Raw genomic sequence first — 12,685 nt, 5'->3', positions numbered from 1 at the left:
GGAAAGTTGAATGGCCGGCAAGGTATCGCCCATCGGGTTGCGGACCTGGGTCTGGATCCTGGCGGGACTGTTCGTGGTCTGCACCCTGCCGCTGATGGTCATCGCCCTGGTCCAGGGCACGATGCGCTATGCCGCCGCCGAGGACAATCTGGTCAGCCTGCGCCAGCTGCGGCAGACGTTTGATCTGGCCAACTTGGTTTCCTCCGAACGCGGCCCGGCCAACAGCCTGCTGGGCGCGCGCGCGGACGAAGGCGCCGAGCAGGCGCGGCTGGCCATGCAGCTGGCCGTGGTGCGGCGGCGGGTCGACGCCGCCATGCTGCAGCTGGACACCGCGTTCAAGGCCGATCCGGGCGAGGTTGATGCGCATGCGATGCTGGCCGATGCGCAACGCCGCCTGAAGTCGGCACGTGCCAGTGTGGACCGGGTGGCGGCGCAGCCGCAGGACGCACGCCGGGTCGAAGACGTGGAGCGCGCGATCAGCAGCATGTTCGCGGTGGTCGACCGCCTGCACCTGCTGACGTCCGCACAGATCAACGTACTGGTCCGCACCGACCGCGAGGCAGCGATTCCGGCGATGCAGGGCCAGGTGCTGATCGACCTGCGCGAGCACGGCGGGCGTTTGGCGTCCAACGTGATGGCGCCGGTGGCGGTGCCGGGTGCGTGGCGCAACGAGCAGGTGCGCGCGGCGCTGCAGACCGAGGGCCGCCTGCTGGAGCTGTGGCGGCTGGCCGGCAGCCACGAGGCAGTGTTCCGCAGTGACCCGGCGTTGTCCTGGCACTGGGACATGGCGCGGCGGCAGTTTTTCGGTGAATCGCTGCCGATGGTCGAGCAGTTGATCGAAGGCGGTCGTCGTGGTGTACCTCCGCCGTGGACCGCTGCCGAGTTCACCCGGCGCTATGTGCCGACGCTGCAGTCGCTGGAGGCGCTGCGCGATGGCTACCTGAGTGTGTCCATTGCCCGCTTCGAACATACCCGCAACCGCGCGGCCATGCGCCTGGCAGTGCTGGTAGCGACGGTCGTGGGTACGCTGCTGGTGCTGGGCGTGGCCCTGCGCATTGCCCATGTGCAGATCCTGCGCCCGCTGTTGCAGGCACAGCGGCAGGTGATCCAGATCGCCTCCGACGCGCCGGGGCCGGAGCAGCACGTCACCCATCCGCTGGCGGAAATGCAGCGCCTGTTCGATGCGATCGAAGTCCTGCGCGAAACCTCGCGCGAACGCTCGGCGCTGACCAGTGAGCTGCGGCAGCTGGCGGGTACCGATGAACTGACCGGGCTGTTGAACCGCCGCGCGCTGGACCAGCGGGTGCAGCAGCGCCATGCCGAGGGCGTTGCGGCGGCGGTGGTGATCCTGCTGGACGTGGACCGCTTCAAGTCGATCAATGACGGCCATGGGCATGATGCCGGCGACGAGGTGCTGGTGCAGGTCGCGCAGCTGCTGCAGCGCCACCTGCGCCGCAGCGACAGCATCGCCCGCTACGGTGGCGAAGAGTTCCTGGTGCTGCTGGCCGATGGCGATCTGGATGCCGGTCGCCGGCTGGCCGAATCGCTGCGGTTGGCGCTGCAGCAGCTGGATATCGTGGTGGGCGGCGATAGCACGCTGCGCGTGACCGCCAGCTTCGGCGTGGCCGAGGGCGGTACCGACGCACTGGGCTGGCGCACCCTGCTGCGCGCGGCCGATGCGGCGATGTACCAGGCCAAGGCACAAGGCCGCGACCGCGTGCGGGTTGCCGGTGGGGGACGCACCTCACGTTGACCGGTCATGTTCATCGCCGGCGCACGTGGCGCGCCCTACACTGGCGGCCCGATCGCTGCAGGAGCCCACCATGACCGTGCATCCCCTTGCCTTCGCCGCACTGCTTGCGGGCCTGCTGGCCGGCTGCGCCAGCCCCGCATCGAAGACCACGGCCGATGAGCCGCGCCCTCCCTCGATCGCGGCCGGCATGAGCCCGGTGCCTGCGTTCACCGGTGGCGGGGCAGGGTGGAGCATCGAGATCGCGTCCACCGGCAACGGCAACCACGATGCCAGCCTCAGCGCCGATGGCCGTACCCACAAGGGTACGTTGCGCTATCTCGGGCAGCCGGCCGATGCGCCCAGTTCGCTGATCGTGCTCAATGGTGAGCTGGACAGGCAGCCCGCCATTGTCGAGATCAAGCGCGAGTCGTGCCGCAATGCCGATGGTGTCGACACCCTGGCCAGCGTGCAGGTGACGATGGAAGGGCAACCGCAGCGACGCGGTTGCGGCCACCTCGCGGTGTACTGAGCCGACCGGCAGCATGCTCGATATTCCCACCCTGCACACCGCGCGCCTGCGGCTGCGTCCTCAACAGCTGGATGACTTCGGCATCTATGCCGCGTTCTTGGCGTCGCCACGCGCGCGCGGCATGGGCGGTCCATTCGATGAGGTTGCCGCGTGGGGCCAGTTCTGCCATGACCTGGCGAGCTGGCATCTGTTCGGCCATGGTGCGTTGATGATCGAACGGGCCGACACCGGTGCCTGCATCGGCCAGGTGGGTATCAACCATGGCCCGCTGTTTCCGGAGAAGGAACTGGGTTGGCTGCTGTATGACGGCCACGAAGGGCAGGGCTTCGCCACTGAAGCGGCCGGGGCACTGCGCGACTGGGCCTTCGTGGTGGCACAGCTGCCGACCCTGGTCAGCTACATGGCGCCGGACAACCTCGCATCACAGGCCGTTGCGCAGCGCCTCGGCGGTGTGCTGGATGAGCATGCCGTGCGCAGCGATGCGGAGGATCTGGTGTACCGCTACAACGCCGGGTAGTGCCGGCCGCGGGCGGGTTTCCTCAATGCACTGCGCCCGCCGCGCACTCATCGAGGTCGGCCAGTTCCGGCGCCAGCGCATGCTCGACCGCACGGCGCAGCAGCGCCGGCGCGACATAGTGGCGGTGCGTGCTATCGATCAACGCCATGTAGACGCGGCCGAACGCATTGTGGGTCTGCACGCGCGAACCAAGGCTGATCTCGATGTGGCCGCCGGCACGCAGCTGCACGCGCACGCTGCTGCGGAAACGCAGGTGGCGATCATCGGCACCGAGCAGTACTTCCGCGCACTGGTCATCTGCATCGACCCGTGAATCCAGCACCGGATAGCGGCCGGCGAAGAGCCGGCTGCGGTCATTGGACAGCAGCGACGATACCGGGCAGCCCAGCGGGGAGGTGCGCAGCCGCATCGGTGCAACCAGGCGGTTGCGCAGCGCCATCAACCGGCCCACGCCGCTGGGGCGATTGCGGAGGAAGCCTTCCAGTACGTCGGCCAGCAGTGCCGACGCGGAACGGTGGACTGCCTGCATGCTGTCCAGCCGCACTGTGGCCAGGTCCTGGTAATGGCTGAGCGGCAATGCTGCGGCCAGCAGGCCATCGCTGGGTGGCACCTGCGAATGGAGGGGATAGGCGGGCGTAGCGCGTTCGACGAACCCGCGATGTCGCTGCAATGCGATCCGCCGCAGCGGGCCGAACACCGCTCGGGTGCGCGTGCACAGCCGTGCGCGGAGGCTGGGTGGCGCGGCCTGCAGTGACAGCTGTACCAGTGGTGTGGCCGCCAGCGCGGCGGCGGTGGGCCAGCATGCTTCCGGCAGCACATCGGTCAGGCTGGGAATGTCGGCGGCATTGAGCAGTACCTGCGCACGGGTGTGCTCGCTCATCGCACCGGCCAGTTCATTGCTGTGGCACGACAGCGCAAACAGCGCCGGGTGCTGGGGGTGGGTCGACGCGAACTGGTGCCAGGTCCCGCCACCGAAGCGCACCGTGAACAGGCAGTCCGGTGGGATGCGGATGCGCCGCAGCGTGCGTGGGATGCAGCCGGGGTCCCGCGCCAGCTGCGCGTCGGAAGCGCTGGCAAAGCGCAGCTCGGTGCCACCGCTTCCGGCGATGGCCGTGAACATGCGCGGACCGGCATGGCGATGGAATGGATGGCCGCCAGCTCCGACAGCGAAGCTGTACAGCGAGGATGGGTCGCCTTGCTGCAGATGCATGCTGCCCAGCCGTGCGGAGGGCTCATCCAGCGCATCGATGAAGGCCGGGTGGTGGCGTTGGCGCTGGCTGGCGTCGGTGATCAGGGCATCACCGGCACCGATCCCCAATTGTGCGATCAGCGTGACTTCGGTGGGACTGGCTCCTTCCTGGCCGGGAAGCTGGACGGCTGGAAACGAACGGCGGGCGCGGGTCGAGCCAGGCATGGTCGCGCTCCTTGGCAGGGATGCTCAGCGGGCAGGGGACTTGCGGCGGGCACGGGCCTCGCGCTTGAGCGGACCGCCCACCGGGCAGACTTCAGCCGCCCAGGAAAACAGCGTATTGGCCAGGCGGTCGGGCACCTGCCGGAAGTACACGAACTGACCGCGCTTCTCGCGTTCTATCAACCCTGCCTCCTCGAGGATGCGCAGGTGGCTGGACAGCGCCGGCTTGCTGAAATCGAAGCGCCCGGCCAGCTCGCCCGCACTGAGCTCACCAGCGCTGAGGTAGGCCAGGATCTGCCGGCGGGCGGTGGAGGCGAGCGCTTCGAAGATACGGTCCATGGCGAGCTAATTAACTAATTCGTTAATTAATGGTCTTCCTGTGCAGGGCGGCTGTCAAGCGCCGCGTTGACTGCTTCGCTCGCGATTCACCCTTTCACGCGGGTTGTGATATATCGTTTATCGATAAATTCATCCCGGGGTGGCATGCCACCCCAATGCCGGAGGCCGCTTGACCGCTCGACCCGCCCGCGCCAGACCCGCGCGAGGCTTGTTCACCCTGGCCCAGGCCGCCGTGCAGGCCGTGCGCGCGATGTGCTGGCTGGGCATCTTGGCCGCACTGCTGGCCATTCCCCTGGTTGGCCACGACCGCCGCTGGCTGTTGGACAGCGTCCACGATGCCGCTGCTGCGGCCGCGCATGGCAACGATCTGTTCCTGCATTTCTGCCTGGGGCTGGGCGCCATCGTCGTGCTGCTGGTGCTGTGCCTGGTGTTCCTGCGTCATCTGCTGCGGCTGCTGGACTCGGCGGCGCGCGAGCAGCCGTTCACCCACACCAATGCACAGCGCCTGCAGCGCATGGCGTGGTTGATGCTGGCGATGGAGCTGCTGTCGATCCTGATCGGTGCCTACGCGGCCTGGATGGGCCCGGACTTCACCTGGATGGAAGTCGGCGGTGGCATGTCGATCACCGGCCTGGTCGCGGTGCTGATGCTGTTCGTACTGGCACGCGTGTTTGCCGTAGGCGCGGCGATGCGCGATGACCTGGACGGTCTGGTCTGATGGGCACGCGCTGATGGCGATCGTCATCACCCTCGACCGCATGCTGCAGGAACGGGGCATGACCCTGTCCGAGCTGGCCGGGCGCATCGACATCACCCTGGCGAACCTGTCGATCCTGAAGACCGGCAAGGCACGCGCCATCCGCTTTTCCACCCTCGATGCGATCTGCCGCGAGCTGCAGTGCACGCCCGGCGACCTGCTCGGTCATGACCCGGCGCAGGCGCAGGATGCCGATTGAATGACTGCTTTTCTCCCTTACCTACTGACGAAACGGACCTGAAATGGAATGGTTGGCTGACCCCTCGATATGGATGGGCCTTGCAACCCTGGTCGTGCTGGAGATCGTTCTCGGCATCGACAACCTGGTGTTCATCGCGATCCTGGCTGACAAGCTGCCGCCGCACCAGCGCGACCGCGCACGGGTGATCGGCCTCACCCTGGCCCTGTTGATGCGGCTGGTGCTGCTGGCGGCGCTGGCCTGGATCATGAAGCTGACCGAGCCGCTGCTTACGCTGTTCGATCACAGCTTCTCCGGGCGTGACCTGATCCTGCTGGGCGGTGGCCTGTTCCTGCTGTTCAAGGGCACGATGGAACTGCACGAACGGCTGGAAGGCCGCGAGCACCACGAGGATGGCAAGAAGGTCTATGCCAGCTTCGCGATGGTGGTGGCGCAGATCGTGGTGCTCGACGCAGTGTTCTCGCTGGACTCGGTGATCACCGCGGTCGGCATGGTCGACAACCTCGGCGTGATGTATGCCGCGGTGACCATCGCGATGGCGCTGATGCTGGTGGCCAGCAAGCCGCTGACCCGTTTCGTCAACAAGCATCCCACGGTGGTGGTGCTGTGCCTGGGCTTCCTGCTGATGATTGGTTTCAGCCTGGTGGCCGAGGGCCTGGGCTACAAGATCCCGAAGGGCTACCTGTACGCGGCCATTGCCTTCTCGATCCTGGTCGAAGCGTTCAACCAGTGGGTGCGTTTCAACCGCGAGCGCAACGAGCGGCGCCAGCCGTTCCGACAGCGCACCGCCGACGCCGTGCTGCGCATGCTGGGGGCGCGTCCGGCCAACGGACACGACGACGAAAGCGAGGACGCACACGCCGATGCCGAAGAGCGGCTGCAGCCGGCCGAGCACGAGATGATCCGCAGCGTGCTCGGGCTGGCCGATCGACCGGTGTCGAGCGTGATGACCGTGCGTGCCGACGTGCAGTGGATCGACCTGGCACGCGGGCAGGATGATGTGGTGGCGCGCCTGGTGGCATCGCCGCACACCCGCCTGCTGGTCGGCGACGGCGATCTGGACAGCCTGCGCGGCGTGGTGCAGAGCCGCGACCTGCTGGCCGACCTGCTGCAGGGCAGGCCGCTGCAGCTGGAAGGCAACCTGCGCGAGCCGCAGTACGTGCTGTCCAGTGCCAGTGCACTGCAGGCGCTGGAGCTGATCCGCCAGCACCCGGTGCCGCTGGCGGTGGCAGTGGACGAGTACGGCAGCGTGGAAGGCCTGGTGACGGCCAACGACCTGCTGGCCGCGATTGCCGGTGACCTGGTGGATACCCAGGACGAACGCTATGGCGTGGTCGCGCAGGGCGAAGGCCAGTGGGAGGCCGACGGAGCGCTGACCCTGGATGACCTGCAGCGCCTGGCCGGTGTCTCGCTGCCGCGCAGCGCGGACTACATGACCATCTCCGGGCTGGTGCTGGAGCGGTTGGGCCGCCTGCCGGACATCGGCGACGTGGTGGAGATCGCCGACGTGCGCATCACCGTACTGGCGATGGAGAAGCGCCGCATCGCCCGCCTGCGGGTGGAGCGCCTGCCCGGGGCGTGATGCTGCCTCTACCCAATGACACGCGGGCCCGTCACCATGGCGGGCCCGCTTTTCTTCCTGGATGGTTGCAGTGCTGAGTACGATCGGTTTGTTGATGGGCCTGTACGTGGCCTGGCGCCTGTTCTGGCCGCTGCGCCTGCCCACCGCATTGAAGGTCGTGCTGTCGCTGCTGCTGGTGGCTGTGGCCGTGCAGCTGCGCATCGTCGCCACCTTCTGGGGCACGATGGCCTCGCCGGAGATACCGAAGCTGGCGATCGCCACGCTGGCCACCGGCTCGACGGCGGTGCTGCTGCTTGCGCTGGTGATGCTGGTGCTGGACGCAGGACTGCTGCTGTCGCGCCTGCTCCGCCGGCCGCGCGCGGTATCGGCATTGCGCGCCCCCTGGCTGCGTCCCGTGGCCGCTGTGCTGGCGCTGCTGGTCAGCGGTTATGGTGTCAGCCAGGGCATGGCGGTGCCCAAGCCCCGGCAGATCGACGTGGCGATCAAGGATCTGCCGGCCGCCTTCGACGGCTACCGCGTGCTGCAGCTGACCGACATCCATGCCAGCCGCCTGCTGACCGGCGACTGGGTGCGCAGGGTGGTGGAGCAGAGCAATGCGCTGAAGCCGGACCTGATCGTGATCACCGGCGACCTGATCGATGGCAGCGTCGAGGCCCGTCGCGACGACGCGCGCCCGCTGGCCGACCTGCATGCGCCGGATGGCGTCATCGCGATCACCGGCAACCACGAGTACTACGCGCAGTACCAGGACTGGATGCAGGCGTTCCGCGCGCTGCACATGCAGGTGCTGGAGAACAGCCACCTGCAGGTACGGCGTGGTGAGGCGGCGTTGACCATCGCCGGTGTCACCGATCCGGTGGCGGCACGCTATGGACTGCCGCTGCCGGATCTGGACGCGGCGCTGGCCGGTGCCGATCCGTCCGCTCCGGTGATCCTGCTCGATCATCGTCCGCGCAATGCGCGCGAGGCCGCCGCGCGCGGCGTCAAGCTGCAGCTGTCAGGGCATACCCACGGCGGCCAGATCATCGGTATGGACCAGCTGGTGAAACGCGCCAACGGCGGCTATGTCTCCGGCCGCTACGAGGTGGATGGCATGACCCTGTACGTGAGCAACGGTGCAGGCCTGTGGGCCGGGTTCCCTGCGCGCATCGGTGTTCCGTCCGAGATCACCCTGCTGACCTTGCGCCGCGCGCCGTGATGCTGCACACGCCTTCATGGAGGAAGAGGCGATGGCGCATTCCCGCGCTCCGATGGAACGCCTGATCCGCGCCAATGCCGATGAGATCAACCGGCTTCGCCAGGTGATCCGCGATACCGCAGGTACGCGTTGGCGTGGGCCGGAGCAGCGGGCGCTGCACGCTGCGGCCTGCGCCGAGTATCAACTGCGCTACGATCAGCTTGCCTTTCCGGGCGGCTATGACCAGGCGTTGAAACTGCTGGCCGAGCATGACCCGGGCGCGCTGGATGTAGTGCTTACCTTCCTCGAAGTGCGGCCCTACTACTTCCGGTCCGGCTACATGTGGAAGACATTGTTGAAGCGCGTGCAGCGGGTGCCGATGGGCGTGAAGCAGCAGGCGCGGATGCAGAGAATCCTCGATGCCTACGGCGCTTACCGGGGGGCACGCCTGCACTCCCGTTAGCTCCAGGCCATCCAGCAAGATCGCCCTGCATCCAGCATTCAAACGGGCTCCGGATCAGAGATCATCTGCACGGGGTTCTCAAATAGGGAAAGACACCATGCAGGAAGCACATCACTCACGCGGGCGTTCGCGCTTCGTCGCACTGCTGGTCGGTGCACTGCTGCTGGCCGGTTGCCAGCGCACACCGGAGGTGCCTGGCGAGGCACCCGAGGCAGACACGCAGGTTGCCGCGCCAGTGGCCAGCACCGACCTCTCCCCGCTGCTCGATGCCATGCCGACGTGTGCGCTGGAGGGCTGGTACATCGATCAACAAACCGATCGCCCGGCCCACCCCTGGTTGGCCGCGAATGCACCAACGCCCTGCCGGGAGGACGCGGAGAACGAGATCGCCACGTTCTGCGTACAGGGCCAGTGGAAGGGGCTGCCCGTGGACGAAGTGATTCTGCCGACGATGACGTTCGTGTCGTTCCGTGGGGCGAAGATCGGCCTGCCGCTGGAGAAAGCGCGCCCGATCATCCGCAAGCACTTCGGGCAGGATTTTCCGGGCGGTGCCGCCTACGAAGAGGGGCGCGAGCCGAAACTGATGGCCGACCCCGAGGATGCGCAGCGTTCGTGGCTGCTGTGCAGCACCCCGGAACTGGGGCACGACGTGGACAGTGAGGGAAGCGTCCGCTATGCCGGCATGAACCTGCCCTACGACCACGACGGTTGCAGCTACCGCTACAGCCCGGTCGACTTCTGCGATGCGCGGCATCGCGCGCGCATCGAGGATGCGCTGCAGAACCAGAAGCCCAATTTCAACCAGCACTATCTGCTGGTGCAGACCGATGATCGCCCTGAGTACTTCCAGCGCACGGTGGTGCTGGTCGATACCCGCACCGGCGAGGCGACACCGCTGCCGATCGACGCCTTCACCGGAGCAGCGGGGAAGGGCGGAGAGGCTACCGGCTACGGGACTCTGGAGACGGGCGTGGACCAGCAGCAGTTCTGCCTCGATGGCGCATTGCTGGTCTACCGCGTGTTCGAGGAGGGGCGCTTCTGCTTCGGCTTTGACGGCGAGCGTTTCACCGGCCATGAAACCCAGTACATGCAGGCGACGGACAGCCGATGACCGGTATTTCACCCCGGCCATGACATCCTGCTTCGAACCTGTGCAACCGGGATCGAGTCTGTTGAAGGCGAATACGCAATGACCGTGGCGCGGCAGCGCTCGATGTGGGTGGCCGGCCTGTCCACGGTGGTGGAGTGGTACGACTTCACCCTGTACCTGTACTTCGCCACGGTACTGTCGCGGGTGTTCTTTGGCGGTGGCGAGCAGGCGATGCTGGTCACCCTGGCCGGCTTCGCGGTGTCCTACCTGATGCGCCCGCTCGGCGCGCTGTGCTTTGGCCACCTGGGTGACCGGCTGGGCCGGCGCTGGATGCTGCTGGCCTCGATGGCGTTGATGGCGGCGGCGATGCTGGCCACCGCCCTGCTGCCGACTGCTGCAACGGCGGGCACCACCGCCGGCGTGCTGCTGCTGGTGCTGCGCTGCGTGATGGCGTTCTCGGTGGGCGGTGAATACACCGGCGTGGTCGCGTATCTGCTGGAAAGCGCGCCCGAACGGCGACGCGGCCTGGTGACCTCGCTGGCCTCTGCCGCCAGTGAAGTCGGTGCGCTGCTGGCGGTGGCGATCTCGGCAGCGACGGTGGCGTTGCTGCCCACCGTGCAACTGGACAGCTGGGGTTGGCGCATTCCGTTCTTCGTCGGCGCGGCGCTGGCGCTGGTGATCCTCGTCGCACGCTCGGGAATGCACGAGTCGCCCGAGTTCGAGCGCCAGCGCCGCGAGGGCAGCATTCCGGCCACGCCGCTGAGGCACGTGCTGCGCCATCATCCGCGGGCGGTGGCGCGCACCTTCGCGATCTCAGCACTGGGCTCGATCACCTACTACGTGGGCATCACCTATGTGCCGGCGTTCCTGCATGCGCAGGGCCACGACGAAGGCGATGCGCTGTGGTTGTCGACGATTGCGGCGGTGGCGGTGATCGCGATCACGCCATTGTGTGGGGCGTTGTCCGATCGCATTGGACGGCGGCCGATGCTGTTGGGCCTGACCGTGCTGGCGGCGCTGCTGCCGCTGTCGCTGTTCGCGTGGATGGCGCAGGCAACGGCATGGGGCATCGCGCTGGCGGCGGTCCTGCTGGCCTGCGTGGCCGGTGGGGTCAGTGCGGTGGCGGCACCGGCCACGGCCGAGCAGTTCCCCGGCGAAGGCCGGGTCAGCGGGCTGGCACTGGGGGTGACCATGGCAACGGCGGTGTTCGGTGGCGCAACGCCATGGCTGGCGCAATGGTGGGTGCAACACAGCGGCTGGGCGGCGGCGCCGGGCGCGATGATCGCGCTGGTGGCGGTGCTGGTGCTGCCGGTGCTGTGGACCCTGCCCGAGACGGTCCCGGGCAGGTCCAGGCGCTAGCCGATCAGACCTTCAGGGTCTGCTCGATGTCGGCCAGTACGGCGGCCGCATCCACGCCGATGGCGACAGACTGCAGCACATGCCCATCCCACACGCTGGGGCCGAAACCCATGCCTTCCGGCTTGGGAATGGTCATGCCGCGGGCGACGCCGTCGGTGGCCACGCGCACGCTGGCGCGCTCGAACTGGAACAGTTCCGGGCGGGTCAGCGCGATGCAGGCGCAGCAGTCGTGCACGACCATGCCCTTGTGGCCGGCCTGCAGGTAGAAGTCCACGTAGTCCTGCGACAGCGCGCGCACCAGCTCGGCGTCGGCACCGCCGATCCCGGCCAGCGTGTCCAGGCCGTCACGGTCCATCTCCACGCGGGTGGTCACGTCCAGGCCGATCGCGGTGACCGGCCAATTGGTGGTGAACACCACGTCGGCCGCTTCGGCATCGCCCCAGATGTTGGCCTCGGCGGCCGGGGTGATGTTGCCGTTGACGTGGAAGGCGCCGCCCATGATCACCACGCCGCGCACCAGGCCGGCGATGTCCGGGGCCTGCTGCAGGGCCAGCGCCAGGTTGGTCATGCGGCCCACGGCAACCAGGGTCACTTCGCCCGGGTGGGCGCGGACCAGGTCGATGATCAGCTGCGCGGCCGGGCGCGCGTCGGCGGCTACGTCCAGTTGCGCCGGCACCGGGTGGTTGCCCAGGCCGTTGTGGCCGTGGATGTGCACCGGCCACGCTTCCGGAGTGGCTTCCGGCTGCAGCGGGCCTGCCGCGCCGCGCGCGACCGGGGCGGCAAAGCCCCAGGCCTGCTTCAGGTACAGCGCATTGTGCGTGGTCGATTCAACCGAGGCGTTGCCGAAGGTGGTGGTGACGCCGATCAGGTCGATCTGCGGGTGCTTGTGCAGGTACAGCAGGGCCAGGGCGTCGTCGACGCCCGGGTCGGTATCGAAAATGACTTTCAGCATGTTGTTGTTCTTCTTCTTCCGTGTGGTGCGGGGGGCGCCGGCGGCCACGGGGCAGGCCGGCGCGCCCTACATTGTCCCATCTTCATGACAGGCAGGGCCAATGCCGGGGCGGGGCGGCATAATGCGGCCAGTCCAGGCACGGAACCGCCGCATGTTGATCCTCGCCCTTCTGCTGGTCCTGCTGGTGCTGAGCCTGAATCTGGTCGCCACGGTGCTCATTGTCCGGCGCGACGGCCTGTCGGCAGGCGGTCGCACGGTGCAGCTGCTGCTGGTCTGGCTACTGCCGCTGGTCGGCGCGATCCTGTGCATGGCGGTGGCCACCACCGATGGCTCGGGCAGCCGGGGCGATAACGGCCTCGGCGGCGCCTACGACTACTCGGGTGGCCATTCCAGTGACAGCCACAGCCATCACGGCCACAGCAGCTCCGACTGCAGCGGTGATGGTGGTGGCAGTGACGGCGGCAGCTGCGGTGGCGGCGATTGATGAGACGTCAAGGGGGTCCGGCCAGCGACTGCGCGGTACGGCCCGGGGTCAGCAGCTGGCGGCCGCGATGCATCTTCAGGATGCGGTGCAGGTG

General features: G+C 67.8%; 14 protein-coding genes and 1 pseudogene. 11 read left to right on the top strand and 4 right to left on the bottom strand.

Annotated elements, in window-relative coordinates; genetic code table 11:
• Positions 1 to 10 precede the first annotated feature (10 nt).
• From O0J73_RS06540 to O0J73_RS06530, 3 genes are all read left to right on the top strand, one after another.
• Positions 11 to 1,753: a GGDEF domain-containing protein gene (locus O0J73_RS06540; RefSeq protein ID WP_308308279.1), complete on the top strand. Its 1,743-nt coding sequence runs from the start codon at positions 11 to 13 to the stop codon at positions 1,751 to 1,753.
• 70 nt (positions 1,754 to 1,823) lie between these two features.
• A complete protein-coding gene (locus O0J73_RS06535; protein WP_197563850.1) occupies positions 1,824 to 2,261 on the top strand; it encodes a hypothetical protein in 438 nt (145 codons plus the stop codon).
• A gap of 13 nt (positions 2,262 to 2,274) precedes the next feature.
• Positions 2,275 to 2,778, top strand: a complete 504-nt coding sequence (locus O0J73_RS06530) for a GNAT family N-acetyltransferase (RefSeq protein ID WP_006423917.1) — start codon at positions 2,275 to 2,277, stop codon at positions 2,776 to 2,778.
• 22 nt (positions 2,779 to 2,800) lie between these two features.
• On the opposite strand, the gene O0J73_RS06525 is transcribed toward O0J73_RS06530, so the two are convergent.
• Together O0J73_RS06525 and O0J73_RS06520 are read right to left on the bottom strand one after the other, a co-directional pair.
• Positions 2,801 to 4,192: a DUF2867 domain-containing protein gene (locus O0J73_RS06525; protein ID WP_308308278.1), complete on the bottom strand. Its 1,392-nt coding sequence runs from the start codon at positions 4,190 to 4,192 to the stop codon at positions 2,801 to 2,803.
• A gap of 24 nt (positions 4,193 to 4,216) precedes the next feature.
• Complete coding sequence (locus O0J73_RS06520; RefSeq protein WP_006423919.1) at positions 4,217 to 4,528, bottom strand: metalloregulator ArsR/SmtB family transcription factor; 312 nt, start codon at positions 4,526 to 4,528, stop codon at positions 4,217 to 4,219.
• A 250-nt stretch (positions 4,529 to 4,778) separates the two neighbouring features.
• On the opposite strand from O0J73_RS06520, the gene O0J73_RS06515 reads away from it, so the two are divergent.
• The 7 genes from O0J73_RS06515 to O0J73_RS06485 all read left to right on the top strand — a co-directional run bounded on the left by O0J73_RS06515 (position 4,779) and on the right by O0J73_RS06485 (position 11,155).
• Positions 4,779 to 5,246, top strand: coding sequence for a DUF2975 domain-containing protein (locus O0J73_RS06515; RefSeq protein WP_197563856.1), 468 nt, complete (start codon positions 4,779 to 4,781; stop codon positions 5,244 to 5,246).
• A gap of 13 nt (positions 5,247 to 5,259) precedes the next feature.
• Positions 5,260 to 5,484: a helix-turn-helix transcriptional regulator gene (locus O0J73_RS06510; RefSeq protein ID WP_005408494.1), complete on the top strand. Its 225-nt coding sequence runs from the start codon at positions 5,260 to 5,262 to the stop codon at positions 5,482 to 5,484.
• A gap of 43 nt (positions 5,485 to 5,527) precedes the next feature.
• The gene (locus tag O0J73_RS06505) at positions 5,528 to 7,066 is read left to right on the top strand and encodes a TerC family protein (RefSeq protein WP_279943727.1); all 1,539 of its coding nucleotides are present in this window, start codon (positions 5,528 to 5,530) and stop codon (positions 7,064 to 7,066) included.
• A 61-nt stretch (positions 7,067 to 7,127) separates the two neighbouring features.
• Positions 7,128 to 8,264, top strand: a complete 1,137-nt coding sequence (locus tag O0J73_RS06500) for a metallophosphoesterase (protein WP_308308277.1) — start codon at positions 7,128 to 7,130, stop codon at positions 8,262 to 8,264.
• A 31-nt stretch (positions 8,265 to 8,295) separates the two neighbouring features.
• Positions 8,296 to 8,706 carry a hypothetical protein gene (locus O0J73_RS06495; protein ID WP_308308276.1) on the top strand — a complete coding sequence of 137 codons (411 nt, stop codon included), beginning with the start codon at positions 8,296 to 8,298 and terminating at the stop codon, positions 8,704 to 8,706.
• Between the two features lie 97 nt (positions 8,707 to 8,803).
• Positions 8,804 to 9,817 carry a hypothetical protein gene (locus O0J73_RS06490; RefSeq protein ID WP_308308275.1) on the top strand — a complete coding sequence of 338 codons (1,014 nt, stop codon included), beginning with the start codon at positions 8,804 to 8,806 and terminating at the stop codon, positions 9,815 to 9,817.
• Between the two features lie 78 nt (positions 9,818 to 9,895).
• Positions 9,896 to 11,155: an MFS transporter gene (locus O0J73_RS06485; protein ID WP_006423946.1), complete on the top strand. Its 1,260-nt coding sequence runs from the start codon at positions 9,896 to 9,898 to the stop codon at positions 11,153 to 11,155.
• Between the two features lie 4 nt (positions 11,156 to 11,159).
• Here the strand turns inward: O0J73_RS06485 and O0J73_RS06480 are convergent, their stop codons facing one another.
• The gene (locus tag O0J73_RS06480) at positions 11,160 to 12,107 is read right to left on the bottom strand and encodes a nucleoside hydrolase (RefSeq protein ID WP_049458919.1); all 948 of its coding nucleotides are present in this window, start codon (positions 12,105 to 12,107) and stop codon (positions 11,160 to 11,162) included.
• Positions 12,108 to 12,258: 151 nt separating this feature from the next.
• On the opposite strand from O0J73_RS06480, the gene O0J73_RS06475 reads away from it, so the two are divergent.
• The gene (locus O0J73_RS06475) at positions 12,259 to 12,591 is read left to right on the top strand and encodes a hypothetical protein (protein WP_308308273.1); all 333 of its coding nucleotides are present in this window, start codon (positions 12,259 to 12,261) and stop codon (positions 12,589 to 12,591) included.
• 19 nt (positions 12,592 to 12,610) lie between these two features.
• Here the strand turns inward: O0J73_RS06475 and O0J73_RS06470 are convergent.
• A pseudogene (locus O0J73_RS06470) lies at positions 12,611 to 12,685 on the bottom strand (GntR family transcriptional regulator); the annotation flags it as partial.

Source organism: Stenotrophomonas sp. Sm6012 (assembly GCF_030985895.1).
In the GTDB taxonomy this organism is placed as follows: Bacteria; Pseudomonadota; Gammaproteobacteria; order Xanthomonadales; family Xanthomonadaceae; genus Stenotrophomonas; species Stenotrophomonas forensis.
Note: the sequence above shows the minus strand (reverse complement) of the source record. Positions and strands in the feature narration are given on the sequence as shown.